This is a genomic window from Brachybacterium sp. NBEC-018 (assembly GCF_024860185.1).
GTDB lineage: Bacteria > Actinomycetota > Actinomycetes > Actinomycetales > Dermabacteraceae > Brachybacterium > Brachybacterium rhamnosum.
On record NZ_CP100650.1, the window covers coordinates 3,257,280 to 3,283,788 of the forward strand.

Genomic DNA, 26,509 nt, shown 5'->3' on the forward strand with positions numbered 1-26,509 from the left:
GGACGGCCGGCACCCCGCGGGGTGCCGGCCGTCCTCACGTCCGGGGCGGCGTCAGCCGCGGCGCAGGGAGGGCATGCCCAGGGTGACCGGCCCGCCCGCTCCCCCGCCGCCGTGGCCCGTGCCGCAGGTCGCGTCGAGCCCCAGGGCACCCTGCTCCCAGAGGTCCCCCGAGCGCGTGCGGCGCACCGAGAACTGCTCCGGGGTCAGCCGTGCGAGCGGGGCCTCGAGGGCGGAGTCCGCGAGCAGGTAGAAGGGCGCCGCGCGGGTGATCGTCGTCGTGACCATGTCGCCGGGGCGCGGGCGCTGCGCCTCGGGGAGGTCCGACGGCAGCGCGAGGTGCACGAGGCGATGGTCGCGGGAGCGGCCGGAGACGCGATGGGTCTCCGCGTCGCGGTCCCCCTCCCCCTCGGCGACGAGCACCTCGACGACCTTCCCCTCGCGGGTCCGGTTCTCCTCGAAGGTGATGCGGTCCTGGAGGGCGACGAGACGCTCGTAGCGCTCCTGGACGACCTCCTTGGGGACCTGGTCCTCCATGGTCGCGGCGGGCGTCCCCGGGCGGATCGAGTACTGGAAGGTGAAGGCGCTCGCGAAGCGGCTCTCCTCGACGACCTCGAGGGTGCGCGCGAAGTCCTCCTCCGTCTCCCCGGGGAAGCCGACGATGATGTCCGTCGTGATGGCGGCCTCCGGGATGCGGTCCCGGACCCGCTCGAGGATCCCGAGGAACTTCCGGCTGCGGTAGGAGCGGCGCATGCGGCGCAGGACGTCGTCGGAGCCGGACTGCAGCGGCATGTGCAGCTGCGGCATGACGTTGGGGGTCTCCGCCATCGCGTCGATGACGTCGTCGGTGAACATCGCGGGATGGGGCGAGGTGAAGCGGACCCGCTCGAGGCCCTCGACGTCCCCGCACGCGCGCAGGAGCTTCGCGAAGGCGCCGCGGTCCCCGAACTCGACGCCGTAGGAGTTCACGTTCTGGCCCAGGAGGGTCACCTCGAGGGCGCCCGCCTCGGCGACGTCGCGCACCTCGGCGAGCACGTCCCCGGGCCGGCGGTCCTTCTCGGTGCCGCGCAGCGAGGGGACGATGCAGAAGGTGCAGGTGTTGTTGCAGCCCACGGAGATCGAGACCCAGGCCGCGTAGGAGGACTCCCGGCGCGTGGGCAGGGTCGAGGGGAAGACGTCGAGGGACTCGAGGATCTCCACCTGCGCCTCGCGGCGGTGCGCGGCCCGGTCCAGGAGCGTGGGCAGCGCGCCGATGTTGTGCGTGCCGAAGACGACGTCCACCCAGGGGGCACGGTCCACGATGCTCGAGCGGTCCTTCTGCGCGAGGCAGCCGCCCACGGCGATCCGCATGCGGGGGTTCGCGCGCTTCGCGGGGCGCAGCGCGCCGAGGTTGCCGTAGAGCTTGTTGTCCGCGTTCTCGCGGACCGCGCAGGTGTTGAAGACGACGACGTCGACCTCTCCGCGCTTGGCGTCGGCGTCGGCGGGCGCGGCGGCGTAGCCGGCCTCCTCGAGGAGTCCGGTCAGGCGCTCGGAGTCGTGGACGTTCATCTGGCAGCCGAAGGTGCGCACCTGATAGGTGCCGCGCGGCGCCGGGTCGATCTGCTGCGTGCTCATGGTGGTCCCAGGGTACGGCGGGCAGGGCTCCCGGTGCGGGTCGACGGCGCCCCGACGGGCGGGTTCGGAGGGAGATCACGCCCGCGCCCCCGGCCGACGCAGGTCACGATGGGGTGACGGTCCCCCGACCCGCCCGGCGGCCCTCCGCGGCGGGGTCTACGGTGCAGGACATGACCCAGACCACATCCGCGCTCCCGCCTGCCGGGAGCCCGGGCGCACGCCCCCTCGTCGCGATGGAGGGGGTCCAGAAGCACTTCGGCGACCTCCACGTGCTGAAGGACGTCGACCTGAGCGTCGCCGCGGGCGAGGTCGTCGTGGTGCTCGGCCCCTCCGGCTCGGGCAAGTCCACGCTGTGCCGCACCATCAACCGGCTCGAGACGATCGACGAGGGCGAGATCCGCATCGACGGCGAGCCGCTCCCCACCTCCGGCCCCGGCCTCGCGCGCCTGCGCTCCGAGGTCGGCATGGTGTTCCAGTCCTTCAACCTCTTCGCCCACAAGACGGTCCTCGACAACGTCACCGTCGCCCCGATCAAGGTGAAGAAGGTGCCGCGCAAGGAGGCGGAGGCCCGCGCCATGGAGCTGCTCGAGCGGGTCGGCGTCGCCGACCAGGCCCGGAAGCTCCCCGCCCAGCTCTCCGGCGGGCAGCAGCAGCGCGTCGCGATCGCCCGCTCCCTCGCCATGGCCCCCAAGGTCATGCTCTTCGACGAGCCCACCTCCGCCCTGGACCCCGAGATGATCAACGAGGTCATCGAGGTCATGACGGGGCTCGCGAAGGACGGCATGACCATGATCGTCGTGACCCACGAGATGGGCTTCGCCCGCCGCACCGCGGATCGCGTCGTCTTCATGGATGACGGGCGGATCCTCGAGGTCGCCCCGCCGGAGGAGTTCTTCGCCCAGCCCCGCACCGAGCGCGCCCAGGACTTCCTCGCGAAGATCCTGCAGCACTGACCCCGTCCCGACCGCCAAGGAGCATGCCATGACCACCAGCCGACGACTCCTCCTCACCAGCGGCGCCGGACTCGCCGCCGCGATCGTCCTCGCCGCCTGCGGCGGCTCCTCGTCCTCCGACGAGCCCGAGGTCGCCGAGGACGCGACCTTCGCCGACGGCTCGACCATGAAGAAGCTCGCCGACGCCGGCAAGATCACCATCGGCACCAAGTTCGACCAGCCGCTGTTCGGGCAGGCCGGGCCGGACGGCACACCCGCCGGCTTCGACGTCGAGATCGGCACGCTGATCGCCGCCGCCCTCGGCATCGAGAAGAAGTCCATCGAATGGGTCGAGACGGTCTCCGCGAACCGCGAGCCCTTCATCGAGAACGGCAAGGTCGACCTCGTCGTCGCGACCTACACGATCAACGACACCCGCAAGGAGGTCGTGGACTTCGCGGGCCCCTACTACGTGGCCGGACAGGCGCTCATGGTCACGAAGGACAACGAGGACATCACCGGCGAGGACACCCTCGAGGGCAAGAAGGTCGCCTCCGTGGAGGGCTCGACACCCGCGCAGTACATGACCGACAACCACCCCGAGGCGGAGCTCTCGACCTTCGACACCTACTCCAACTGCGTCACGGCGCTCACCAACGGCCAGGTCGACGCCGTCACCACGGACAACGTGATCCTCGCGGGCTTCGTCGCCGCGAACAAGGAGGAGCTCAAGCTCGTGGGCGACGGCGCGACCTTCACCGAGGAGCCGTACGGGATCGGCCTGAAGAAGGGCGACGACGACTTCCGCGCCTTCGTCAACGACACCCTCCAGGCCGCCTACGACGACGGCAGCTGGGCCAAGGCCTGGGAGGCGACCGCGGGCGCGGTGCTGCCCACCCCGGACCCGCCGGAGATCGACCGCTACTGAGGCCGCCCGGACGGGACCCGCGCGCCCGCCCGGCGCCGGCGACCGCCCGCGTCACCCCGTCCTCACCGCCATCGTCCCGGGCGCCGGCCCGGTCCTCGCGACCTGACCGGCGCCCCTTCCCGCCCCGAGGAGCCCTCGCATGCGCAGCCTCCTGCTCGAGCACGACCTGCTGTGGCAGGCGTTCAGCACCACGCTGATGCTCGCCGCCGTCTCCGGCGCGATCGCGCTCGTCGTCGGCACGGTGGTCGCGGGCCTCCGCGTCTCCCCCTACCTGCCCCTGCGCACCGTCGCCACGCTCTACACGGAGTTCCTGCGCAACACCCCGCTCACGATCGTCTTCTTCTTCTACGTCTTCGTGACCCCGTCGATGGGCTTCACGCTCGAGTACAAGGCCGCGGCGATCATCGCGCTGAGCTCCTACACCTCCGCCTTCGTCGCGGAGGCGGTGCGCTCGGGCATCAACTCCGTGGGGGTCGGCCAGGCGGAGGCGGCCCGCTCGCTCGGCATGTCCTTCGGCCAGAACCTCGCGATCGTCGTGCTCCCGCAGGCGTTCCGCACCGCGATCCCGCCGCTCATCAACGTGCTCATCGCCCTCGTGAAGAACACCTCCGTCGCGGGCGCCTTCAGCGTGCTCGAGCTGTTCGCCATGTCCCGGCGCCTGACCAACGTCCACTCCGGTGACGTGCTGGGCATCCTCGCGGGCGTCGCCCTGTGCTACCTGATCATCTGCATCCCCCTGGGGCGTCTCGCCGCGGGCATCGAGCGGAAGGTGGCGTTCGCCCGATGAGCAGCGGACCCGTCCTGTACGACGTCGCCGGCCCCGCTGAGCGCCGGCGCAGCCGCATCATCTCGGTGGTGCTCACCGTGGTGGTCCTCGGCGCGGCCGCGGTCGCCGTCTCCCGTCTCGCCGCGAACGGTGTGTTCGACGAGCGCTGGCGCGTGCTGTGGGACGTGCCGATGAACTTCGCCGGCTACGAGACGAAGCACGTGTGGCAGGCGGTGTTCCGCGGCCTCGGCGCGACCCTGCTCGCCGCGGTCATCGCGCTCCCGCTCGCCGCCGTGCTCGCCGTGGTGCTCGTGTCCCTGCGCACCTCACGCCTGCTCCCGGTGCGCTGGCTCGCGATCGGCGTCATCGAGGTGTGCCGCGGACTGCCCGTGGTGCTCATGATGTTCTTCGCGATCCTCGTGATCCCCGGCTCGACCCCGCTCATGGCGGTCGTCTTCGGCCTGGTCATGTACAACGCGGCCGTGTTCGCCGAGATCCTGCGCGCCGGCATCGCCGCCCTCCCCCGGGGGCAGACGGAGGCCGCGGAGTCCCTCGGCATGGGGCCCGCGCTCACCTACCGGGACGTGCAGCTGCCGCAGGCGGTGAGGATGATGCTGCCCTCCCTCATCGCGCAGGGCGTGGTGCTCGTCAAGGACTCCTCGCTGGGCTACATCGTCTCCTACGCGGAGCTGCTGCGATCGATCAGCCGGGTGGCCGATGCCCTCACGAACGCCTCGTACCTGCTGCCCCTGCTCACCGTGGGCGCGGCGGTGTACGTGACCCTGAACGTGCTGCTCTCGCGGCTCGCGGTGTGGGCGCAGCGACGCAGCGGCCGACGGCGCCGGGCGCCCGTCGTGGTGGGCACGCCGACCGTCGAGGTCTGAGCCGACGGCGTCCGAGCCTCCAGTACCCGCTCCGCAGGATCGGCGGGCCCCGCGGGTCCAGTGTTCCGCGGGTTCAGCAGCCGGAGCGCCCCGCGGGCCCGGCGGGCTCAGCGGCCGGAGGCGCGGCGCAGCTCGCTCGAGATGACCTGCACGGCGAGGTCCCCCGGGTAGCCCTTGCGGGTGAGCAGGGCATCGAGCCGGCGGGACAGGCGTCGCCGCTGGCTGCCGTCGCGATCGGCGGCGAGCCGCTCGAGATCCCGCTCCCCGAGCCGGGATCGCACGAGCTCCCGGCAGCGATCCTCCTCGCCGCTCACCGGGTCCCCCTCGGGCCCCTGGCCCGCACCACCGGCGCGGAGCGCCTCCTCGATGAGCTCCCCGTCGACGTGGCGCCGCTCGAGCTCGCGGCGCAGGGCCCGGTCCCCCAGGCTGCGCAGCTCCCGGCGCTGTCGCACCCATTCGTGGGCGAAGGCGCGGTCGTCCACGAGATCCGCCCGCTCGATGCGGGCCATCACCTCGTGCGCGACGGACCCGGGGACCTCGCGGCGCTCGAGGCGCTCGAGCATCTCCCCGCGCGAGCGGCGGCGCGTGGCCAGCAGACGCATGAGGTAGCGGCACTCGCGCATGACCGCCTTCTCGCGCTCGGCGCGGTCGGGATCCTTCTCGGGCCGGGGGCGCTCGAGGATCTCCTGCGTGCGGCGCGCCAGCCGTTCCTGGACCGCCGAGCGCTCGCGCCCCTGCGCGCCGGCCGGGGACACCGCGACGGGCACGGCGCCCGGAGCGGATCCGCGCGGATTCTGCTGCTCCGGGGCGCCGTGCCCGTCGTGCTCGGTGGACAGAGCCATCGATCAGATGGCGGCGGGGACGTCCTCGTCGAGGAAGTCGCCCTCGCCGGGGAGCTCCGCGTCCAGATCCTCCGCGGGAGCCTGCTCCGTCGCGTACTTGCCCACGCCCAGCGTGCGCAGGATCTTTTCCTCGATCTCCGCGGCGAGGTCCGTGTTGTCCTTGAGGAACTGGCGCGCGTTCTCCTTGCCCTGACCCAGCTGGTCACCTTCGTAGGTGAACCAGGCGCCGGACTTGCGGACCACACCGTGCTCCACGCCGAGGTCGATGAGCCCGCCCTCGCGGGAGATGCCCTCGCCGTAGAGGATGTCGAACTCGGCCTGCTTGAAGGGCGGGGCCATCTTGTTCTTGACGACCTTGACACGCGTGCGGTTGCCGACCGCGTCCTGGCCCTGCTTGAGGGTCTCGATGCGGCGGATGTCCATGCGCACCGAGGCGTAGAACTTCAGCGCCTTGCCGCCCGTGGTGGTCTCCGGGCTGCCGAAGAACACGCCGATCTTCTCGCGGAGCTGGTTGATGAAGATCGCGGTGGTGCCGGAGGCGGCGAGCGCACCGGTGAGCTTGCGCAGCGCCTGGGACATGAGCCGGGCCTGCAGGCCGACGTGCGAGTCGCCCATCTCGCCCTCGATCTCCGCCTTCGGCACGAGCGCCGCGACGGAGTCGATGACCACGATGTCGAGGGCGCCGGAGCGGATCAGCATGTCCGTGATCTCGAGGGCCTGCTCACCCGTGTCCGGCTGGGAGACGAGCAGGGCGTCGGTGTCCACGCCGAGCTTCTTCGCGTACTCCGGGTCCAGGGCGTGCTCGGCGTCGATGAAGGCGGCGATGCCGCCGTTGCGCTGGGCGTTCGCGACCGCATGGAGCGCCACGGTCGTCTTGCCCGAGGACTCCGGGCCGTAGATCTCCACGATGCGCCCACGGGGCAGGCCGCCGATGCCGAGGGCGGCGTCCAGCGCGACCGCGCCGGTCGGGATGACCTCGACCGGGGGGCGGGTGTCGTCACCGAGACGCATGATCGAGCCCTTGCCGAACTGGCGGTCGATCTGCGCGAGGGCGTTGTCGAGGGAGGTGCCGCGATCCTTGGATGCGGACTTCGGTGCGGACTTCTGAACTGCCATGGGGGCTTTCCTTCCGAGTGGCCGGGGGCCGGCGGCGTGACCGTTGCGGCCACAGTAGGCGGGCCGCCGGACAAACGCCGTGCCCCTCGTGGCGACCTGTGGACCGAGGCGCCATGGGGAGGAACGACGACGGTGGCGGGAACCGTCGGGCATCACGATACCCGAACACTCGTTCGAAGCGAACAGCAGCGGCGGCGTGTCGCCGGGGAGGTCCCCCGCGCTCACGGCGGGACCCGGCCGCTCCCCCCGTGCCGGGGGGCGTCGAGGAGCGGGAGGACCGTGCCGCGCCGCTCCTGCCGCTCCTGGCGATCAGCGCCGGCGGACCGCCGGCGGCACCTCCCAGCGGGAGCCCTCGGGCACGTCCATCGCGTCGCACAGCGCGGTCCAGACCGCGCGCACGGGACGCCCCGCCTCGAGGGCCTGCTCGGCGGTCAGCCCGCCGACCTCCTCGAGCACGAGGTCCCGCGTGTAGGTGCGTGCGAGCGTCGGGCCGAACACGTGCTCGGCCAGCTCGGTGAACTCGCTGCGCCGCACCTCAGTGGGCGCCGACCAGCGGCTCGTCGGTGAGCTCGGCGGGGACCGTGTCCGGTACCGCGACCCCCTCGGCCACGGCGATGCGGTCGGAGACCTCGCGCAGCACGAAGGACAGCGGGAGGCCGAGCGCGTCGGTCACCGAGTGCAGCAGCTCGCTCGAGGCCTCCTTCTGCCCGCGCTCGATCTCGCTGAGGTAGCCCAGCGAGACCCGGGCATCGGAGGACACCTGTCGCAGGGTGCGACCCTGGGAGCGGCGGGCGTCGCGCAGGACGTCCCCGAGCTCCTGGCGGAACAGGACCATGGCCTTGCCTCCCTTCTTCGCGTCATGCACGGTCAGCACTCCCGGAGCCGGCTTCGCGGAAGCGGTCCGGGCGATCGGGGTCATCGGTGTCATGGAAGTCATCACGATCTCCACAACGTCGCTGCCCCGTCGAGTGTTCCCCAGAGTGTAGTGGGCGAGCTCCCATGCCCCCTGGGAATACCCGGGCATGTGGACGATCGTGACATCGGCGCCCGCGGAGCGGTCGTGCCGGATCTGAGGTCGGACGGGCGCGCGGCGGGTCCGGACGGACGGTCAGCCCAGGCCGAGCGCCCCGGCGAGAGCCGCGATCGCGGCGTCCACCGCCGCGGCGCGCACCGTCGGCCGATCGCCGTCGAGCATCACCAGCTCCGCCACCGGTGCGGAGCCGCGACGCGCCAGACCGATCCACACGGTCCCCGCCTCGACCCCGCGCTCGTCCGCGCCCGGTCCGGCCACACCGGTGGTCGCGACGGCGAGATCAGCGGCGAAGAGCTCGAGCGCTCCCGCCGCCATCTCCCGCGCGACCTCCGCGCTGACGGCGCCGCGGGCGGAGAGCTCCGCGGGGTCCACCGCGAGCACCCGCGACTTCGCCGCGTAGGAGTACGTGGCCGCTCCCCCGGCGACGACCGCGCTCGCACCCGGCACGTCCACCAGCCGGGCGACGACCGCCCCCGCGGTGAGCGACTCGGCCGTGGCGAGCTGCACGCCCTGGGCGCGCGCCGCAGCGATGACCGCGGCGACGTCCGCTCCGTGGCCCGTCCCGGCGTCCGTGCGGGGCGTCGTCATGGGATCAGGCCCCGCTCGCGAGCGCCTCGCGGCGCAGGCGCAGGCCGTCCTTGAGGTTCACCAGACCCGACCAGATCGTCAGCACGAAGGCGATCGTCACGAGCGCGAGCCCGATCCAGCGGGCGGGCGACCACAGCAGCTCGAAGGGCAGCAGGCAGAAGGTGATCGCGATGGACTGCATCATCGTCTTCGCCTTGCCCGCCATGTTCGCCGGGAGCGCCCCGTACTTCAGGATCGTGAAGCGCATGATCGTGATGCCGAACTCGCGCACCAGGATCAGGATCGTCATCCACCACGGGACGTAGTCCCAGACCGAGAGCATGACGAAGGCGGCACCGGTCATCGCCTTGTCCGCGATCGGGTCCACGATCTTGCCGAAGTCCGTGATGAGGTTCCGGCTCCGGGCGAGGTACCCGTCCAGGAAGTCGGTGATCATCGCGACCACGAAGATCGCCGCCGCGAGCGAGCGGCCGCCCACCGACTCGGGGTAGAGCGCGGCGACCACGACGAAGACGGGCACCATCACGCACCGCACCATCGTGAGGATGTTGGCGATGTTCCACAGCGGGACGGGCGCGGCGGGGGTGGTCATGGCTGCTCCGGGAGGTCGGGGTGCGGGCGGGTGGGGTCGGGCAGGAGGGGCGGGAGGATGCTCAGCGGCCGGTCAGCTGCCAGGCGTCCTCGGTCTCGGAATCGTCCGCGTCGTCGTAGTAGTCGGTCGCGACGTCCGCGTCCTCGTGGGAGAGCGGGTCCGAGCCGTAGCGGTCCGCACCGCCCGCGCCGGGGTGACCCGGCTCCTCGGTCCCGACCTCGGCGGCGCCGTCGTCGTAGGGCTCGGAGCCCTGGCCGGCCGCGGAGGGCTCGTCCTCGCCGCGGATGCGGGCGAGCGCACCGGCGAGGTCGTCCGGGTGCACGAGCACGTCACGCGCCTTGGAGCCCTCCGAGGGGCCCACGATCTCGCGGGACTCGAGCAGGTCCATGAGCCGGCCGGCCTTCGCGAAGCCCACGCGCATCTTGCGCTGCAGCATGGAGGTCGAGCCGAACTGCGTGGTGACCACGAGCTCCGCCGCCTGCAGCAGCACCTCGAGATCGTCGCCGATGTCGTCGTCGACCTTCTTCTTGGTCGTCGCGACGACCACGTCCTCGCGGTACGTCGGCTTCATCTGGTTCTTGACGTGGTCGACGACCTTGTGGATCTCCGACTCGTTGACCCACGCGCCCTGGACGCGCATCGGCTTGGACTTGCCCATCGGATGGAACAGGGCGTCGCCCTGGCCGATGAGCTTCTCCGCGCCCGGGGAGTCCAGGATGACGCGGGAGTCCTGCAGGGACGAGGTCGCGAAGGCGAGGCGGCTGGGCACGTTCGCCTTGATGATGCCGGTGACGACGTCCACCGACGGGCGCTGGGTCGCGAGGATCAGATGGATGCCGGCCGCGCGCGCGAGCTGCGTGATCCGCTGGATCGACGCCTCGACGTCCCGCGGGGCGACCATCATGAGGTCCGCGAGCTCGTCGACCACGACCAGCAGGTACGGGTACGGCGCGATCTTGCGCTCGCTGCCCGGGGGCACGGTGAGCTCCCCGGAGCGGACGGCCTTGTTGAAGTCGTCGATGTGCTTGTACCCGAACGCCGCGAGGTCGTCGTAGCGTGCGTCCATCTCCCGCACGACCCACTCGAGGGCTTCCGCGGCCTTCTTGGGGTTCGTGATGATCGGGGTGATGAGGTGCGGGATGCCCTCGTAGATCGTGAGCTCCACGCGCTTGGGGTCCACGAGCACCATGCGGACCTCCTCCGGCGTGGCGCGCATGAGGATCGAGGTGATCATGGAGTTCACGAAGCTCGACTTGCCGGCGCCGGTGGCGCCCGCGACGAGCAGGTGGGGCATCTTCGCGAGGTTCGCGACCACGTAGCCGCCCTCGACGTCCTTGCCGACGCCCATCACGAGCGGGTGCTCGTTGCGGTGGGCTACCTGGCTGCGCAGCACGTCGCCGAGCGCGACCGTCTCGCGGTCCGCGTTGGGGATCTCGATGCCGATGGCCTTCTTTCCGGGGATCGGCGAGAGGATGCGGACGTCGGCGCTCGCGACGGCGTAGGAGATGTTCTTGTCGAGGGCCGTGACCTTCTCGACCTTGGTGCCCGGGGCGAGCTCCACCTCGTAGCGCGTGACCGTCGGCCCGCGGGTGAAGCCCACGACCTCGGCGTTGACGTTGAACTGCTCGAAGACCTCGCCGAGCGCGGCGACGACGTGGTCGTTCGCCTCGGAGCGCGTCTTGTGGGGCGGACCCTCGAGCAGGAAGGTCGACTCCGGGAGCGTGTAGACGATGTCGCCGGCGAGCTCGAGCTGCTCCCCCGCCCGGGGCAGATCGCCCATCGGCGGGTGGACGAGGTCGGGCTCCTGAGGCTCCGGGGCCGCCTCCGCCGTGGACGAGCGCGCCGGGGCGACCGGCGCGGCGGCCGCGGCGGCGACCTTCTCCGCAGCGCTCGTGGGGACCTTGCGACCGGACTGCCCGGCCGGGGAGGCACCGTCGTCGGCGCCGCCGCTCGGGAACGACTTCGTGCGCTGGTTCTCCTCCTCGACCACGTCGAAGACCTCGGTGGAGTCCTTCGGGGCCTTGCCCCCGCGCCGCTTGCGCCTGCTGCCGGCGGCGGCCTTCTCCTCGGCGACGCCCTGCTCGAAGGCCTCGTCACCCGCATAGCCGAAGCCGTCGTGGTCGCGCTCGGCCTCGATCCGCGCCTGCTCGTCGGCGTCCTTCTCCTTGCGGGAGCGGCGGCGCGTGCGGCCCGCGGCCTGCGCGGTCGTGGGCTGCTCGTGCACCTCCGGATCGACGCGGCGGGGACGCAGGCCGAAGGCGGCGCGCTCCTCGTCCTCCTCGGCGCTGCGGCCGACGAGCACGTCGTAGACGCCTCGCAGGCGGGAGGGGATCGCCTCGACCGGGGTCGCCGTGAGGACGAGCACGCCGAAGAAGATGAGCACGGAGTACAGGACGACGACCGCGACCGGCGGCAGCAGCGCGATGAGCGGCGCCGCGGCCAGGTAGCCGAGCACGCCGCCGCCGCGGGCGAGGGCGTCGACGCCGTCCGCCGGGGCGGGCAGCCGCGCCGAGACCGCGGAGATCGCGGCGATCGCCGTGAGCAGCAGGGCGACGCCGAGCACGATGCGCGTGTTCGCCCGGACGTGGTCCGGGCGGCGGAACATGCGCAGCGACCAGCCGAGCGCCAGCAGCGGGATCACCATCGAGGCGATGCCGAAGGTGCCCGCGACGACCGTGTGGACCGCGCCGAGGACGGGGCCCTCGGCGCTCCACCACTCGACGACGGCGACGAGCACCGCGATGAGCAGGAGCACCAGGGCGTAGCCGTCACGGCGGAGCTCCGGGGGCACCTCCCAGCGGGCCACGCCGATCGAGCGGACCACGCCGCCGACCATCCGGGCCGTGCCGAGGTAGCCGGAGCGCACTGCGCGCACCGGCAGGGGAAGCGTCGAGGGGTCGGAGGCCGCGGCGCCGGACGTCCGGGACGTGCCGGCGGATGCGGTCCGCGAGGAGCCTTTCGACGCACGTGCGGGGGAAGACGTACGTGTCGCCATGCCCCACAGACTACCGCCCCGCCCTCCCGGGACCCGGGAGGGCGGGGCGGTGACATCACCGACGGGCCCGCAGGAGAGCGGACCCGTCGACCTCTTACGCTTCGACGACGATCGGGATGATCATCGGCTTGCGGCGCAGGCGCTGGGAGACGTAGCGCCCCACGACGCGGCGCATGACCTGCTGCAGCTGATGCGTGTCGCGACGGTTGGTCTGGTCCGCGACGGCCTGCTCGAGAGCCTTGACGATCTCCGGGCGGATCCGCTCGAAGACCTCGTCGTCCTCCGCCACGCCGCGCGCATGGATCTCCGGGCCCGCGATGAGCGCGCCCGTCTCGGAGTTGACGACCGCGAACAGGGAGATGAAGCCCTCGTCGCCGAGGATGCGGCGATCCTTGAGATCGGCCTCGGAGATCTCGCCCACGCTCGACCCGTCGACGTAGACGTAGCCGTTGGGCACCTCGCCCACGACCTTCGCGACGCCGTCCTTGAGGTCGACGACGTGGCCGTCCTTCGCGAGGATCACGCGCTCGGGGGCGACGCCCGTCGACTCGGCGATCCGCCCGTTCGCGATGAGGTGGCGCACCTCGCCGTGGACCGGCATGACGTTCTTCGGTCGCACGATGTTGTAGCAGTACAGCAGCTCGCCCGCGCTCGCGTGGCCCGAGGTGTGGACCTTCGCGTTGCTCTTGTGCACGACCTCGGCACCGAGCGCCATGAGGCCGTTGATGATGCGGAAGACCGCGTTCTCGTTGCCCGGGATGAGCGAGGAGGCGAGGACGACGACGTCGCCCGGGCCCACGCTCACGCGGTGGTCGCGGTTCGCGATCCGGCCGAGCGCCGCCATCGGCTCGCCCTGGGAGCCGGTGCACATGAGCACGACCTTGTCGTCGGGCAGGTTGTCGATCTTGCGGACGTCCACCAGCGTGTTGTCCGGGACGTCGAGGTAGCCCATGTCCGCGGCGATGCCCATGTTGCGCACCATCGAGCGGCCCACGAAGGCGACCTTGCGGCCGTGCGCGGCGGCGGCGTCGAGCACCTGCTGCACACGGTGGACGTGGCTCGAGAAGGAGGCGACGACGATCTTCTGCCGCGCGCGCCCGAAGATCTGGTTCAGGACCGGGCCGATCTCCTGCTCGCCGAGCGTGAACCCGGGGACCTCCGCGTTCGTGGAGTCCGTCATGAACAGGTCCACCCCGGCCTCGCCGAGCCGCGCGAAGGCGCGCAGGTCGGTGATGCGGCCGTCGAGCGGCAGCTGGTCCATCTTGAAGTCGCCCGTATGGAGCACGGTGCCGGCGCCGGTCGCGATGTGCACCGCGAGCGCGTCCGGGATCGAGTGGTTCACGGCCACGAACTCGCAGTCGAAGGGTCCGAAGGACTCCTTCTGCCCCTCCTTCACCGCGAAGGTGTAGGGCGTGATGCGGTGCTCCTTGAGCTTCGCCTCGATGAAGGCGAGCGTGAGCTGGCTGCCCACGAGGGGGATGTCCGGCTTCTGGCGCAGGAGGTAGGGCACCGCGCCGATGTGGTCCTCGTGCCCGTGGGTGAGGATGATCGCGGCGATGTCGTCGAGACGGTCGGAGATGACGTCGAAGTCCGGGAGGATCAGGTCCACGCCGGGCTGGGCGTCCTCGGGGAAGAGGACGCCGCAGTCGACCACGAGCAGACGCCCCTGGTACTCGAAGACGGTCATGTTGCGGCCGACGTCGCCCAGGCCACCGAGCGGGATGACCCGCATGGTGTCCTTCTTCAGCTTGGGCGGCTGGTTCAGCCGGTGGGAGTAGGCAGTGCTCATTCGGGCCTCCGAGAGGGATCCAGTGGGGGGATGCCGACGGCGGCGTCGAGGGCAGCGGCCAGGGCGCGCACCTGGTCGTCGTCGGCGGGGACATGGGGGCCGCGCAGCGCGGCATGGGGCAGGACGCCCTGCAGGTGCAGGGCATGCTTCGCGGCGACGACGCCCGGCATGCGGGTCATGATCGCCTCGACCAGCGGGGCGAGGGACGTGCTCGCCGCCCGGGCCGCGACGAGGTCGCCGCGGTCCACGGCGTCGATCATCGCCCGCTCGAGGTCACCGGCCACCTGGCCGACGACGGAGACGATGCCCGCGGCGCCGATGGCGAGCCACGGGAGGTTCAGCGCGTCCTCGCCCGAGTAGTAGGCGAGGCCGGTCTGCGCCATCACCAGGGACGCCTCGAGCAGATCGCCCTTGGCGTCCTTGACCGCGACGATCCGCTCGTGCTCGCCGAGGGCGAGGAGGGTGTCGCGGGAGAAGGGGACCCCGGTGCGACCGGGGATGTCGTACAGCATGACCGGCAGGTCCGTCGCGTCCGCGACGGCGCGCACGTGCGCGAGGATGCCGGCCTGGGAGGGCTTGGAGTAGTACGGGGAGACCACGAGCAGCCCGTCGAGGCCGAGGTCCGCATGGGCGCGGGCGAGCTCGATCGAGTGGACGGTGTCGTTGCTGCCGACCCCGGCGACGATGCTGACCTCCGGGCCAACGGCCGCGCGGACGGCCTTCGCCAGCTCGATCTTCTCCTGGTCGGAGACGGTCGGCGACTCGCCCGTGGTGCCGGAGACGACGATCTGGTCGTGGCCGTGCTCGACGAGGTGCGCGGCGAGGGCGGACGCGGCGTCGAGGTCCAGGGCGCGGCCGTCCGCGCTGAAGGGGGTCACCATCGCGGTGCCCACGGCGCCGAAGGGGCGGGCGGGGCGCGTGTCGGAGGTGGTCATGGTCTCCTCCCGGGAGGGGCGGCCGGCAGGGCCGGTCAGAGGTGGCGGTGGGCGCCGGGCGTGCGGCCGGCGCGGGGATCGATCGGTGCGGCGCGGGCGCTCCTGCCCGAGCCTAGTCCAGCGGCGGGCGCTCAGCCCCTCGGCGCGGCGGGAGCGGGCGCGGTCCCATCGCCGGGCTGCACTCCCCGGTCCACGAGGATCGCCATCGGGGTGCGCTGTCGGCCCTGGCCCAGCGGGTTGTCCGCGAAGGTCGCCTCGAGGTCCGCCTTCGGCGTGGACACGTCGCTGCCCAGCACGTTGCGGCCGATGTCGTTGGCGTCCATCACGACCGTGCCGCGGAAGCTCTCGCGCAGGGACGCGGGGATGTCCGCGGCCCGGATCGCCGCGGAGAGCCGCGCCGCGACCACGTCGGGGTCCTTCGGCGGGAGCTTCGCGGAGACGTTCGAGGGGAAGGCGGAGTACGGCGTGGGGCCGTCGATGGCCCGCACGTTGTCACCGACGACCTCGTAGAACACGCCGCGGCGGCGCAGCAGCTTGCCGGCGGCGCCCGCCGCGGAGGCCATGAGCACCCGCGGGAGACCGACCTCGCGGATCGCGAGCTCCATCGTGGTCGGGTCCCCGAGGCCGATGCCGGCCGGGGTGCGCGTCACGAAGCGGCTGAGCACCTTCGCCGAGGGGCGCGGGTGGATCTCCCAGGTGTACCAGGAGCGGCCCTGGGTGATCGCGACGATCTTCTCGCTGATCACGTAGTACCAGGGGGCGCCCTCGGGGACCGTGCCGGCGGGCACCGACGCGGCGAAGCGCTCCACCCGCTCGCGCACGATCGCGTCGAGGTCGTCGCCGCGGCCGACGAGCTCCGTCTGCAGGGGCAGGCGGCGCCAGGTGCGGCCGTCGGTCTCGGAGACGAGGTCGAGGCGCTTGCCGGGGTTCGGCTCGTGATCGGCCTTGGCGGCCTCGATCGCGTCGGGGTCGAGCTCCTCCCCCGCGGTCCCGTGGGCGGCCTGCTCCTCCGTCCCCGCCGCGGTGCGCGGGTCGATGACGGCGCGCAGCCACAGCTCGAGGGAGAGGAGCCGCCAGATCTGCTCGCTGCGGTGGTGCTCGGGGTGGGCGGCGACATCCTCGAAGAAGGCGAGCACGCTGCGCGCGTCCACGTAGGGTCGTGCGGCGAAGGACTCGGAGGCGAGGATCGCGCGCACGTCGTCGGCGTGGCGGACGATCCAGGCGTGCTCGTCCAGGACGGCGGCCTCGGGCCGGGCGGGGAGATCGGCCCCGGGGGCGAGCCCCGAGAGCACCGAGCGCAGCAGGGAGCCGTCCCGCGCGGCGCGCAGCAGGGACGCGTCGTCGAGGGAGGCGAGCAGCCGCAGCAGCCCGGCGTCGACGAGCGGGGAGGCGCTGCGCAGGCCTTCGTGGTCCGCGGCTGCGCGCGAGGCGCGCAGGGCCACCGGGAGGTCGCCGTGCAGCACCTCCTCGACGAGGGCCGCGCGGAGGCTCGCGGGAGCGGCGCGCCGCTCGCTGCGGTGGGAGGCGACGAAGGCGTTCGCGAGGAGCGCCTCGGTGGGCACCTCGGCTCGCGGGGCGAGGGCGCCCCGGGCGGCGCCGAGGAGCGCGCCGCGGGAGGCGAGGGCGCCCTGGGCGAGGTCACCGATCCGTCGAGCGGCGCGGAGCCGGCGCAGGCCGGACACCTGGTGGGCGGCGCTCGAGGGGAGCAGCTGCTCGGCGCCGACGCCGTCCACGAGCACACCGGCGCCGGCTTCGCGGGCGGAGCGGGCGAGGGTGAGGGCGGTGTGCGAGCGGGCGGAGGGCACCGGCTCGCCGAGGGCCGTCGAGAGCTCGTCGAGGTCCGCGAGAAGGTCGCCCTGGGAGTCCCGGGCGGTGATCAGCTCCATGTCCCGGCCGCGGGCGGCGTGCAGCGCGGTGACGGCGGAGGGCACGGAGCCGCTCGGGCGCGTCGCGGCGACGGCGCGGACGCCCTCGGGGGCGGCGGCCGCGACGGCGAGCGAGCCGAGGTCCCCGGTCAGGGCGATCGCATCCCCGGTGGTCGCGGCGCGACGCACGGAGGCGGCGAGCAGGCTCGTCGCCTCGGCGACGGCCGCATCGTCCAGCGGTCGGCCCGGGGCGGCGGCGATCCCCTGCAGCTCCTCGGCGAGCGGGGCGGACTGGGAGAGCGAGAGCCCGTCCGGCCCGTGACGCAGCACCTGCCCCGGCAGCAGGCGGCGGATCCCCTCGACGAAGGTGCGCTCGTCGGTGTCCGCGACGCCGTCGAGGAGGAAGCGGTGGATCGTGCGCTCGTCGGGGCGCGCGGGCACGGGCCCGGCGTCCAGCAGCGCGTCGATCCGGGAGGCGAACAGCAGGTGCTTCTGTGCGGCGTCCGTCCACCAGTACAGCGGTGCGCGTCCCAGCCCGTCGCGCGCGAGCAGGAGCGTGCCGGTGGCCTCGTCGTGGAGCGCGAGGGCGAAGGGCTGCTCGATCGCGGTGAGGTCGAGGCCGGCGAGGTCGTCGCCCAGCGAGTCCAGCAGCGCGGCCGCGGCGGCGTCCGTGAGTCCGTCGGCCAGCAGCACGCGGCCGATCGCCTCGCTCCGCGCGCCGCCGATGCCGGGCCCCACGAGGGTCAGCGCGCCGCCGGGCACGGAGCGGTCGACGACCTCTCTCCCGGCAGGTGCCGCGAGCGCCGCGCCGAGGCGTGCGGCGATCGCGTCGTGGTCGGCGCCGGATCCGTGGCTGCCGGAGATTCCGCTCATGGACGAGTCCTTCCGTGGGGGACGACCGGAGCGCGGAGGCACCGCGATCGGCCGCTCGAGCTTATCAACGACGGACCCTCAGGCCCCGCGCCGCCCGAGGCGCAGCGTGCCCTCGACGACGGTGACCTCGAGGTCGTCGAGGGAGGTCACGAGGGCATCGGCGAGCGGGGAGAGGGAATCCGCCGGGGTCGTGGTGGTCAGCGCCACCGTCCGCGCACCTGCCGCGCGGCCCGCGGTGAGGCCACCGGCGGAGTCCTCCACGACGATCGTCCGCTCCCCCGGGACGCCGAGCCGGCGGGCGCCGAGCAGGAACGGCTCCGGATCCGGCTTGCCCCGGGTGACCTGGTCGGCCGTGACGAGGTGGCCGGGGACGGGCAGGCCGGTGCGCGCCCAGCGCGCCTCGAACAGCGGGCGCGTGCAGGAGGTGACGATCGTCCAGGTGGTCCGGCCGAGCTGCTCCGCGGCGGCCTCGAGCTCCTCGAGCACGCGGCGGGTGCCGGGGAGGGTGACGATCCCGGCGACGTCGGCGATCTCGAGCTCCTCGATGCGGCGGTGCGCGTCGTCGATCTGCTCCGCGTCCAGCTCCGGGAGCAGCTCGGCGAGGATCTGCCGCGCCGGACGCCCGTGCATCGTGTGGTCGAAGGGGCGCGGCGCGTCGAGCTCCTCCAGCAGGGTCCCCCACGCGCGCTCCACGGAGGGGCCCGAGTCGATGAGGGTGCCGTCCATGTCGAGCAGGAGAGCATCCGAGACCAGCGGCAGCGCATCCTCCCGGGAGGACGGTTCCGAGGCGGCGGGGCCCGGGGCGGAGGAGGGGGAGATCATGCCTCCACGGTCTCACGGAGCGGCGCCCGGCCGCGGACGCCGCGCCCGCATCGGTGCAGGTGATCGTACAGTGGGATGCATCATGCGCCCCGATCCGTCCCCGCTCGATCCCGCGTCCGGCGACGCCGCGCGCGGCCCCGGTCCCGAGGGCGGTCCGGAGGTCGCCGACGAGGCCGCGGAGGTCGCGAGGGCGCGCCGCACCGGGCTCTCGATCGGCGTGGCGACCGGGCTCTACGGGCTCTCCTTCGGCGCGCTCGCGACCGCCTCCGGTCTGGACCTGTGGCAGGCGATGGTGCTCTCGGCGGTCATGTTCACGGGCGGCAGCCAGTTCGCCTTCGTGGGCGTCGTCGGCGGCGGCGGTTCGGCGATCGGGGCCGCGCTCGCCGCGCTCCTGCTCGGCGTGCGCAACACGCTCTACGGCCTGGTCCTCACCCGTGACCTCCCCCGCGGCGGGCTGCGGGGCCTCGCCCGGGCGCAGCTGACGATCGACGAGTCCGCGGCGGCCGCGGCGACCGGGCGCACCCCCGCGGGCGTCCGCGCGGGCTTCTGGGCCGCGGGCATCGCGGTCTACGTGTTCTGGAACCTGTTCACGCTCGTGGGGGCCTTCGCCGGTCAGCACATCGCCGATCCCGGGGCCTGGGGGCTGGACGCGGCGGCGGCCGCGGCCTTCCTCGCGCTGCTGTGGCCGCGCCTGCGGCGGCGCGAGGCCGTGGCGATCGCCGTCGCCGCCGCCTTCGTCGCCCTGCTCACCACGCCGGTGCTGCCCGCCGGGCTGCCCGTGCTCGCCGCGGCCCTCGTCGCGGTCGCCGCCGGGATGCGGGTGCGGACACGGCCCCGGGGCACCGAGCAGCAGCACCTCGAGGAGGGGACCTGATGAGCATGCTCTGGATCGGCGTGATCGCCGCCTCGATCGGCGCCTTCGTGCAGAAGTGGATCGGCTACCAGGTGCCGCCCGAGCTCCTCGAGCGGCCGCGGATCGCCCGGATCACGACCCTGCTGCCGATCGCGCTGCTCGGAGCGCTCGTCGCCGTGCAGGTCGCGACCTCCGGCACCGCGATCGTGCTCGACGCGCGTCTCGCCGGGCTCGCCGCGGCGGTGGTGCTGCTGATCCTGCGCGCCCCGTTCCTCGCGGTGGTGATCGGCGCGGCGGCCGTCACCGCCCTGCTCCGTGCCGTCGGGATCGGCTGAGCCCCCTGGGTCGGGGATCGTCCGATCAGGACCGGGCGCCCGCCCGCTCCTCGCGCGCCAGCTGGATCGCGCGGCGGGTGGCGGCGCGGGCCTGCTTGCGGTCGCGGAGGGCGTCGTAGGCGAGCGCCAGGCGGAACCATCCCCGCCAGTCCTCCTCCGCGGCGGTGTCGGACTCGAGGTGGGCGCGCGCGGCCTCGAACTCCTCACGCGGCTCCTCGTGCTCGACGGCGGTGCCGGCGTAGCGCCGCGCGAGGCCCCCGGCCTCGAGGCCGAACAGCACCTCCCTCCAGGTCACCCACACGGTGAGCACGAGCAGCACGAGCACCGCGAGGGCGAGACCGATCCCGATCCCGCCGCCCGCCCTCCAGAACCCCCAGGCGATCCAGCCGAGGCCCCAGGCGTACGCGGCGGTGATGAGGACGAGCGCCGCCACCATCAGCTTCTGACGCATCGCTGCGCTCCCCCTCGCCCTCAGCCCAGGTCCAGGTAGCCGTCCAGGCCGACCGTGAGACCGGGCCGCGACCCGACCTCGCGGACGCCCAGCAGCACCCCGGACATGAAGCTGACCCGGTCGAAGGAGTCGTGGCGCAGCACCAGCTGCTCGCCCACCCCGCCGAACTGGACGACCTCGTGCGCGACGAGCCCGCGCTGGCGCACCGCGTGCACGTGGACGCCGTCGACGACCGCGCCGCGCGCACCCTGCGGATCCTTCTCGGTCGCGTCCGGCACGGGGCCGAGTCCCGCGGCGGCGCGGCCGCGGGCGATCGCCGCGGCCGTGTGCACCGCGGTGCCCGACGGCGCGTCGAGCTTGTCCGGGTGGTGCATCTCGATGATCTCCGCGCTCTCGTAGTAGCGGGCGGCGATCTCGGCGAAGCGCGCGGTGAGGACCGCGCCGATCGCGAAGTTCGGGGCGATGAGCACGCCCACCCCGGGCGCCCCCTCGAGGCGGCGACGCAGGGCGTCGCGGGAGTCGTCGTCCCAGCCGGTCGTGCCGACGACCGCGTGGATCCCGTGCTCGACGAGGAAGTCGACGTTCTGCGCGGTCACGGCGGGGACCGTGAGGTCCACGGCGACCTGCGCACCGGCGTCGACGACGGCGGAGAGGTCGTCCCCGCGGCCGATCCGGGCGACGAGCTCGAGGTCCTCGGCGCCGTCGACGGCGCGGCAGGCCTCCGAGCCCATGCGGCCGGAGGCGCCGAGGACGGCGACGCGGAGGGGACGGGAGGCGGGGGTACCGGGCATGAGGGCTCCTTCGTGCGGAAGCGGGGCGGTCGACAGGGGGCGGGGTGGGGTCAGGCGGCGGGGCCGACGTCGACCCGCGTGGAGAACGAGGCGGAGAGACGGGCGGCGAGCTCCTGGACCTCCGCCGCGGTCACCCGGCCGATCCGGGCGAGCGTCTCGTCGACGCCCGAGTAGCGGCCGTGCACGAGCTCGATCGTGCCGAGCCGGCCCATGCGGCTGCTCGTGTCCTCGAGGCCGAGCGCGAAGGACCCGGTGATCTGCCCGAGCGCGCGGCGCATCTCGTCCTCGTCCACACCCCGCTCCCCCATCATGGCGAGCTCGGCCGCGAGCAGCTCGACCACCTGCGCGGTGCGCGCGGGGCGGCATGCGGCGTACAGGCCGAACAGGCCCGCGTCGCGGTACCCGGCGCTGAAGGAGTAGACGGAGTAGGCGAGGCCCCGCTGCTCCCGGATGTTCTGGAAGAGCCGCGAGGACATGCCGCCTCCGAGGACGGACATGAGCACGGACAGCGCATGGCGGTCCTCGTCGACCGCGCTGATCCCGGTGCCGCCGAGGTAGATGTGGTTCTGCTCGGCGGGGCGGTCCAGGCGATGCGGGGCGAGCGCGGCGACCTCCCCCGCACCGAGCGCGGGACCGCCCGCGAGGACGGCGTCCCGGAGCGGGCGCCGGCGGGGCAGCGCGCCCTCGGCGAGGTCCCAGCCGCCGCGGCGCAGACCCTGGGTGATCCATGCGGCGAGCTCGTGGTGGTCGAGGTCGCCGACGGCGGTGACGACGAGGTTCTCGGGGCGGTAGTGCTCGCGGAAGTGGGTGCGCACCTGCTCGATGCCGAGCGCGGTGACGGTCTCCGCGGTGCCGCCGACGGGGCGCCCGATCGGGGTGTCGGGGCCGAGGACGTCGGCGAGGAAGGTCTCGTAGCCGACGTCCTGCGGGTCGTCCTCCGCCATCGCGAGCTCCTCGAGGATCACCTCGCGCTCGGTCGCGAGCGCCTCCTCCTCGAGCAGGCTCGAGGTGATCATGTCGGTGAGGACGTCGACGGCCATGGGGAGGTCCGCGGAGCGCACGCGACCGTAGTAGAGGGTGTGCTCCTTCGCGGTGACGGCGTTGGAGTCGCCGCCCACCTCGTCGAAGGCGGCGGCGATGTCGAGGGCGCTGCGGCGGGAGGTGCCCTTGAACAGCAGGTGCTCGAGGACATGCGTGGAGCCGGCGTGCTCGGGTCGCTCGTCGCGGGAGCCGACGGGCAGCCAGAGGCCCACGGTCGCGCTGCGCACGGAGCGGTCGGTCTGGGTCAGCAGCCGCACACCGCCGGGGAGGACGCTGCGGCGCACCCCGGCGGCGGGGTCGAGCAGGACGTCGGACGCGGGGTCGTCGAAGGCGAGGTCGAGAGGCATCGATCGATTGTTCCACGACCGCAGCGGGTCACGTCCGAGTCCTCGCTCACAGCGGACGCGCCGAGGGCGGCCGCGGACGCACCGAGGGCGGCACCCCGTGCGGGGTGCCGCCCTCGGCGGCGGAGGGGCGGTGGCCGGATCGCTCCGGGTCACCGCTCCCCCGAAGGGATCACTCGGCGGGGGTCTCCGCCGGCGCCTCGGAGGACTCCGGGGCGTCGTCCTCGACCACGGCGAGGCTGATCTTGCCGCGCGCGTCGATCTCGCGGATCTCGACCTCGATCTTCTGGCCGACCTTGACGACGTCCTCGACGCTGTCCACGCGCTTGCCGTCGTTCAGCTTGCGCAGCTGGGTGACGTGCAGCAGGCCGTCCTTGCCCGGGGTGAGGGACACGAAGGCGCCGAAGTCCACCACACGCACCACGGTGCCGAGGTAGCGCTCGCCGACCTCGGGGACCTGCGGGTTCGCGATGGCGTTGACCGCGGAGCGGGCCGCCTCGGCCGAGGGGCCGTCGGTCGCGCCGATGTAGACGGTGCCGTCGTCCTCGATCGTGATGTCCGCGCCCGTGTCGTCCTGGATCTGGTTGATCATCTGGCCCTTCGGGCCGATGACCGCGCCGATCTTGTCCACCGGGATGGTGACGGCGAGCACGCGCGGGGCGTGCGGCGACATCTCGTCCGGGGTGTCGATCGCCTCGGCGAGGACGCCGAGGATGTGCAGGCGCGCCTCGCGGGCCTGGGACAGCGCGGCGGCGAGCACGGAGGCCGGGATGCCGTCGAGCTTGGTGTCCAGCTGGATCGCGGTGACGAACTCGGAGGTGCCGGCGACCTTGAAGTCCATGTCGCCGAAGGCATCCTCCGCACCGAGGATGTCGGTGAGGGCGGCGTACTTGGTCTCGCCCGCGACCTGGTCGGAGACCAGGCCCATGGCGATGCCGGCGACGGGGGCCTTGAGCGGCACACCGGCGTTGAGCAGCGCGAGCGTCGAGGCGCACACGGAGCCCATCGAGGTGGAGCCGTTGGAGCCGAGCGCCTCGGACACCTGGCGGATCGCGTAGGGGAACTCCTCGCGGCCCGGGAGCACCGGCACCAGGGCGCGCTCGGCGAGCATGCCGTGGCCGATCTCGCGGCGCTTCGGGGAGCCGACGCGGCCGGTCTCGCCGGTGGAGTACGGCGGGAAGTTGTAGTGGTGGATGTAGCGCTTGCGGTCGACCGGCCCGAGGGAGTCGATCTGCTGCTCCATCTTGAGCATGTTCAGCGTGGTGACGCCCAGGATCTGGGTCTCGCCGCGCTGGAACAGGGCGGAGCCGTGCACGCGCGGGAGCACCTCGACCTCGGCGGAGAGCTGGCGGATGTCCCGCAGCCCACGGCCGTCGATGCGCACACCGTCGGTGAGGATCTTCTGGCGCACGAGCTTCTTGGTCAGGGCGCGGTACGCGCCGGAGACCTCCTTCTCGCGGCCGGCGAGCGGCTTGCCCTCGCCGGCGAGCTCCTCGAGGGCCGCGGCGAGCAGCTCCTCGGTCTTCTCCTCGCGCTCGGTCTTCGCGGCGATCTGCATGACCGCGGCGAGACGCTCGGAGACGGCGCCCTCGACGATGCCGTAGGCGTCCTCCTGGTAGTCCAGGAAGAGGGGGAACTCGCGGACCGGCTTGGCGGCGGTGCGGGCGAGCTCGATCTGCGCCTCGCAGAGGCTGCGGATGAAGACCTTGGAGGCCTCGAGGCCCTCGGCCACGACCTCCTCGGTGGGGGCGATCGCGCCCTGCTCCTTGATGAGGCTCCAGGAGTTGTCGGTGGCCTCGGCCTCGACCATCATGATCGCGACGTCGTCGCCGACGATGCGACCGGCGACGACCATCGAGAAGACGGCCTCGTCGAGCTGGGCGAAGGTCGGGAACGCGACCCACTGGCCGCCCTGGGCGGTCGGCATGAGCGCGATGCGCACGGCGCCGATCGGGCCGGAGAAGGGCAGGCCGGAGATCTGGGTGGAGGCGGAGGCGCCGTTGATGCCCACCACGTCGTACGCGTCGTCGGGGGCGCAGGCCATGACCGTGAGGACGACCTGGACCTCGTTGCGCAGGCCCTTGACGAAGGCGGGGCGCAGCGGGCGGTCCGTGAGGCGCGCGGCGAGGATCGCGTCAGTGCCGGGGCGGCCCTCACGACGGAAGAAGGAGCCGGGGATGCGGCCCGCGGCGTACATCCGCTCCTCGACGTCGACGGTGAGGGGGAAGAAGTCGAACTGGTCCTTGGGCTTGTTCGACACGGCGGTGGCCGAGAAGACCATCGTGTCGTCGTCGAGGTAGACGGCGACGGCGCCGGCGGCCTGCTGGGCGAGGCGGCCGGTCTCGAAGCGCACCTCGCGACGGCCGAACGAGCCGTTGTCGATGACCGCGGTGGTCGCGGTGATGTCAGGGCCTTCCATGGCCATGAGGTATCTCCTTGTGTTCGGTGGTGCCCCTGCCGGTGCGGCCATCGTCAGTCACGCGCGGGATCGGATCGCGGGGATCCGCTCCGCAGGTCACTGCCGAGGACCGAACCTGGTCGGGGGCGGGGTTCCGGTGCCCGCCGAAGGGGCGGGCACATCGAACCGCCGCCCGCCCCGGAGGGCGAGCGGCGGTGAGGATCAGCGGCGGATGCCGAGGCGCTGGATCAGCGCGCGGTACCGCTCGATGTCGACGCCCTGGAGGTACTTCAGGAGTCGCTTGCGCTGACCGACGAGCAGCATCAGGCCACGACGCGTGTGGTGGTCGTGCTTGTGCGACTTGAGGTGCTCGGTCAGGTAGGTGATGCGGTGGGTGAGCAGCGCGATCTGGACCTCGGGCGAGCCGGTGTCACCCTCCGAGGTGCCGTACTCCGCGATGATCTGCTGCTTGGTGGCGGTGTCGAATGCCATAGCTCTCCCTGGTCGTTGCGCGGCGCCGCGGGTCCTGCTGACCCGGGCTCTCTGTGCGAGCGTCCTGCCCGCGCGCGGCTCTCCCGCGAGGGGTGCTGCGAGGGGGTGCGAACTGCTCTCCGCGGCCGATGTCACGGCATGGCCAGGGTATCAGCCGGCGCTCTCCGGCCGGGAGGCGTCGACCTCGAGAGTGCGGCGGGTCACCTCGACGTCCTCGTGCATCTGCACCACGAGCGCGTCCACCGACTCGAAGCGCAGCGTGGGCCGCTGGTAGTCCACGAACTCGAGGCGCACGGTGTCCCCGTAGAGGTCCAGCGAGTGGTCGCCGTGCACGTAGGCCTCGACGACACGCTGGGGCGCCCCGTCCACGGTGAACGTCGGGTTCGTGCCGATCGAGATCGTCGCGGGCGCGCCCGCGAGCGGCGGGCAGCCCTCGTGGCCGGGATCCTGCTCGAGGACGGTCAGCCGGCCCGCGTAGACGCCGTCGGCCGGGACGAGCCCCGCGGGGTGCGGGCCGAGGTTGGCGGTCGGGAAGCCGAGCTCCCGGCCGCGCTGGAAGCCGTGGTGGACCGTGTCGGTCACCGTGTGGCGGCGGCCGAGCATCTCCGAGGCGGCGGCGACGTCGCCCCGCAGGAGGTCCGCGCGGATCGCGGAGGAGGAGATGCGGCCGCTCCCCTCCCCCTCGGGGCCGACGTCCGCGACGGTGACGACCTCGAAGCCGAGCTCCTCGCCGAGCTCGCGCATCGTGTGGATGGTCCCCGAGTTCCCCTTGCCGAAGAGGGCGTCCTCGCCGAGCACGACGCAGCGGGCGCCGAGCCCCTCGACGAGGAAGGTGCGCACGAAGTCCTCGGGGCTGTGCTGGGCGAACTCGAGGGTGTACTCGAGGTCCAGGACTCCCGCGACCCCGGCGAGCAGGAGCAGGCGGTCGCGGTCGGCGTGCCCCGTGAGCAGGGGCGGCTCCGCGACGCCGGTCATGACGTGGCGGGGGTGGGGCCAGAAGGTGAGGGCCACGGGGGCGAGGTCGCGCGCCTCGGCATGGCGCACGAGCTGGTCGAGCACGGCGCGGTGGCCGCGGTGGACGCCGTCGTAGTTGCCGATCGAGACCGCCGTCGGGCCGAGGTCCGCGGGCACCTCCGCCGGGGAGTGCCAGATGGGCGTGGGGGTCACGGGGCAGCGGATCCTTCCGGGCAGGGCGCGCGGCCCACGGCGGTGGCGCGGGGGCTCCCGGACGCC

The 26,509-nt window shown here is 73.1% G+C and carries 24 protein-coding genes; 6 read left to right on the forward strand and 18 right to left on the reverse strand.

Features of this window, described 5'->3' with window-relative positions; genetic code table 11:
• Nucleotides 1-51 precede the first annotated feature (51 nt).
• Nucleotides 52-1,611, reverse strand: a complete 1,560-nt coding sequence (gene miaB / locus NLU66_RS14785) for a tRNA (N6-isopentenyl adenosine(37)-C2)-methylthiotransferase MiaB (RefSeq protein ID WP_259360387.1) — start codon at nt 1,609-1,611, stop codon at nt 52-54.
• Nucleotides 1,612-1,781: 170 nt separating this feature from the next.
• Here miaB and NLU66_RS14790 point away from each other — a divergent pair, with 170 nt between their 5' ends.
• The 4 genes from NLU66_RS14790 (at nt 1,782) to NLU66_RS14805 (ending at nt 5,121) form a co-directional block, all read left to right on the forward strand.
• Entirely contained in the window at nt 1,782-2,564 is a 783-nt protein-coding gene (locus NLU66_RS14790) for an amino acid ABC transporter ATP-binding protein (RefSeq protein ID WP_259360388.1), read from the forward strand.
• A gap of 28 nt (nt 2,565-2,592) precedes the next feature.
• A complete protein-coding gene (locus tag NLU66_RS14795; protein ID WP_259360389.1) occupies nt 2,593-3,471 on the forward strand; it encodes a glutamate ABC transporter substrate-binding protein in 879 nt (292 codons plus the stop codon).
• Between the two features lie 139 nt (nt 3,472-3,610).
• Nucleotides 3,611-4,258, forward strand: coding sequence for an amino acid ABC transporter permease (locus NLU66_RS14800; protein WP_137771246.1), 648 nt, complete (start codon nt 3,611-3,613; stop codon nt 4,256-4,258).
• Nucleotides 4,255-5,121, forward strand: a complete 867-nt coding sequence (locus NLU66_RS14805; protein ID WP_259360390.1) for an amino acid ABC transporter permease — start codon at nt 4,255-4,257, stop codon at nt 5,119-5,121. The genes NLU66_RS14800 and NLU66_RS14805 overlap by 4 nt, the downstream gene beginning before the upstream one ends.
• Before the next feature lie 107 nt (nt 5,122-5,228).
• On the opposite strand, the gene NLU66_RS14810 is transcribed toward NLU66_RS14805, so the two are convergent.
• The 11 genes from NLU66_RS14810 to NLU66_RS14860 all read right to left on the reverse strand — a co-directional run bounded on the left by NLU66_RS14810 (nt 5,229) and on the right by NLU66_RS14860 (nt 18,571).
• Nucleotides 5,229-5,963: a regulatory protein RecX gene (locus tag NLU66_RS14810; protein ID WP_259360391.1), complete on the reverse strand. Its 735-nt coding sequence runs from the start codon at nt 5,961-5,963 to the stop codon at nt 5,229-5,231.
• 3 nt (nt 5,964-5,966) lie between these two features.
• Entirely contained in the window at nt 5,967-7,079 is a 1,113-nt protein-coding gene (gene recA / locus NLU66_RS14815) for a recombinase RecA (RefSeq protein ID WP_137771249.1), read from the reverse strand.
• 309 nt (nt 7,080-7,388) lie between these two features.
• On the reverse strand, nt 7,389-7,613 hold the full coding sequence (locus NLU66_RS14820; protein ID WP_259360392.1) for a DUF3046 domain-containing protein: 225 nt from the start codon (nt 7,611-7,613) through the stop codon (nt 7,389-7,391).
• 1 nt (nt 7,614) lies between these two features.
• Nucleotides 7,615-7,914 (reverse strand): helix-turn-helix domain-containing protein, encoded by a 300-nt coding sequence (locus NLU66_RS14825; protein ID WP_259362601.1) that lies wholly within the window; start codon nt 7,912-7,914, stop codon nt 7,615-7,617.
• A gap of 273 nt (nt 7,915-8,187) precedes the next feature.
• A complete protein-coding gene (locus tag NLU66_RS14830; RefSeq protein WP_259360393.1) occupies nt 8,188-8,700 on the reverse strand; it encodes a CinA family protein in 513 nt (170 codons plus the stop codon).
• Between the two features lie 4 nt (nt 8,701-8,704).
• Nucleotides 8,705-9,292: a CDP-diacylglycerol--glycerol-3-phosphate 3-phosphatidyltransferase gene (pgsA, locus tag NLU66_RS14835; protein WP_259360394.1), complete on the reverse strand. Its 588-nt coding sequence runs from the start codon at nt 9,290-9,292 to the stop codon at nt 8,705-8,707.
• Between the two features lie 61 nt (nt 9,293-9,353).
• Nucleotides 9,354-12,167: a DNA translocase FtsK 4TM domain-containing protein gene (locus tag NLU66_RS14840; RefSeq protein ID WP_416232163.1), complete on the reverse strand. Its 2,814-nt coding sequence runs from the start codon at nt 12,165-12,167 to the stop codon at nt 9,354-9,356.
• Nucleotides 12,168-12,381: 214 nt separating this feature from the next.
• The gene (locus tag NLU66_RS14845; RefSeq protein ID WP_259360396.1) at nt 12,382-14,076 is read right to left on the reverse strand and encodes a ribonuclease J; all 1,695 of its coding nucleotides are present in this window, start codon (nt 14,074-14,076) and stop codon (nt 12,382-12,384) included.
• Entirely contained in the window at nt 14,073-15,011 is a 939-nt protein-coding gene (dapA, locus tag NLU66_RS14850; RefSeq protein ID WP_259360397.1) for a 4-hydroxy-tetrahydrodipicolinate synthase, read from the reverse strand. The genes NLU66_RS14845 and dapA overlap by 4 nt, the downstream gene beginning before the upstream one ends.
• Nucleotides 15,012-15,142: 131 nt before the next feature.
• Complete coding sequence (locus tag NLU66_RS14855; RefSeq protein WP_259360398.1) at nt 15,143-17,749, reverse strand: asparagine synthase-related protein; 2,607 nt, start codon at nt 17,747-17,749, stop codon at nt 15,143-15,145.
• Between the two features lie 78 nt (nt 17,750-17,827).
• The gene (locus NLU66_RS14860) at nt 17,828-18,571 is read right to left on the reverse strand and encodes an HAD family hydrolase (protein WP_259360399.1); all 744 of its coding nucleotides are present in this window, start codon (nt 18,569-18,571) and stop codon (nt 17,828-17,830) included.
• Nucleotides 18,572-18,653: 82 nt separating this feature from the next.
• Here NLU66_RS14860 and NLU66_RS14865 point away from each other — a divergent pair, with 82 nt between their 5' ends.
• On the forward strand, nt 18,654-19,445 hold the full coding sequence (locus NLU66_RS14865) for an AzlC family ABC transporter permease (RefSeq protein ID WP_259360400.1): 792 nt from the start codon (nt 18,654-18,656) through the stop codon (nt 19,443-19,445).
• A complete protein-coding gene (locus NLU66_RS14870) occupies nt 19,445-19,759 on the forward strand; it encodes an AzlD domain-containing protein (protein WP_259360401.1) in 315 nt (104 codons plus the stop codon). The genes NLU66_RS14865 and NLU66_RS14870 overlap by 1 nt, the downstream gene beginning before the upstream one ends.
• Nucleotides 19,760-19,784: 25 nt before the next feature.
• On the opposite strand, the gene NLU66_RS14875 is transcribed toward NLU66_RS14870, so the two are convergent.
• The 6 genes from NLU66_RS14875 to NLU66_RS14900 all read right to left on the reverse strand — a co-directional run bounded on the left by NLU66_RS14875 (nt 19,785) and on the right by NLU66_RS14900 (nt 26,443).
• Complete coding sequence (locus NLU66_RS14875; protein ID WP_259360402.1) at nt 19,785-20,210, reverse strand: hypothetical protein; 426 nt, start codon at nt 20,208-20,210, stop codon at nt 19,785-19,787.
• 20 nt (nt 20,211-20,230) lie between these two features.
• Complete coding sequence (gene dapB / locus NLU66_RS14880) at nt 20,231-21,001, reverse strand: 4-hydroxy-tetrahydrodipicolinate reductase (protein ID WP_259360403.1); 771 nt, start codon at nt 20,999-21,001, stop codon at nt 20,231-20,233.
• Nucleotides 21,002-21,051: 50 nt separating this feature from the next.
• Nucleotides 21,052-22,389 carry a M16 family metallopeptidase gene (locus NLU66_RS14885; protein WP_259360404.1) on the reverse strand — a complete coding sequence of 446 codons (1,338 nt, stop codon included), beginning with the start codon at nt 22,387-22,389 and terminating at the stop codon, nt 21,052-21,054.
• A 169-nt stretch (nt 22,390-22,558) separates the two neighbouring features.
• A complete protein-coding gene (locus NLU66_RS14890; protein WP_259360405.1) occupies nt 22,559-24,805 on the reverse strand; it encodes a polyribonucleotide nucleotidyltransferase in 2,247 nt (748 codons plus the stop codon).
• Between the two features lie 201 nt (nt 24,806-25,006).
• The gene (rpsO, locus tag NLU66_RS14895; protein WP_137771264.1) at nt 25,007-25,276 is read right to left on the reverse strand and encodes a 30S ribosomal protein S15; all 270 of its coding nucleotides are present in this window, start codon (nt 25,274-25,276) and stop codon (nt 25,007-25,009) included.
• 150 nt (nt 25,277-25,426) lie between these two features.
• Entirely contained in the window at nt 25,427-26,443 is a 1,017-nt protein-coding gene (locus NLU66_RS14900; protein ID WP_259360406.1) for a bifunctional riboflavin kinase/FAD synthetase, read from the reverse strand.
• Nucleotides 26,444-26,509 lie beyond the last annotated feature (66 nt).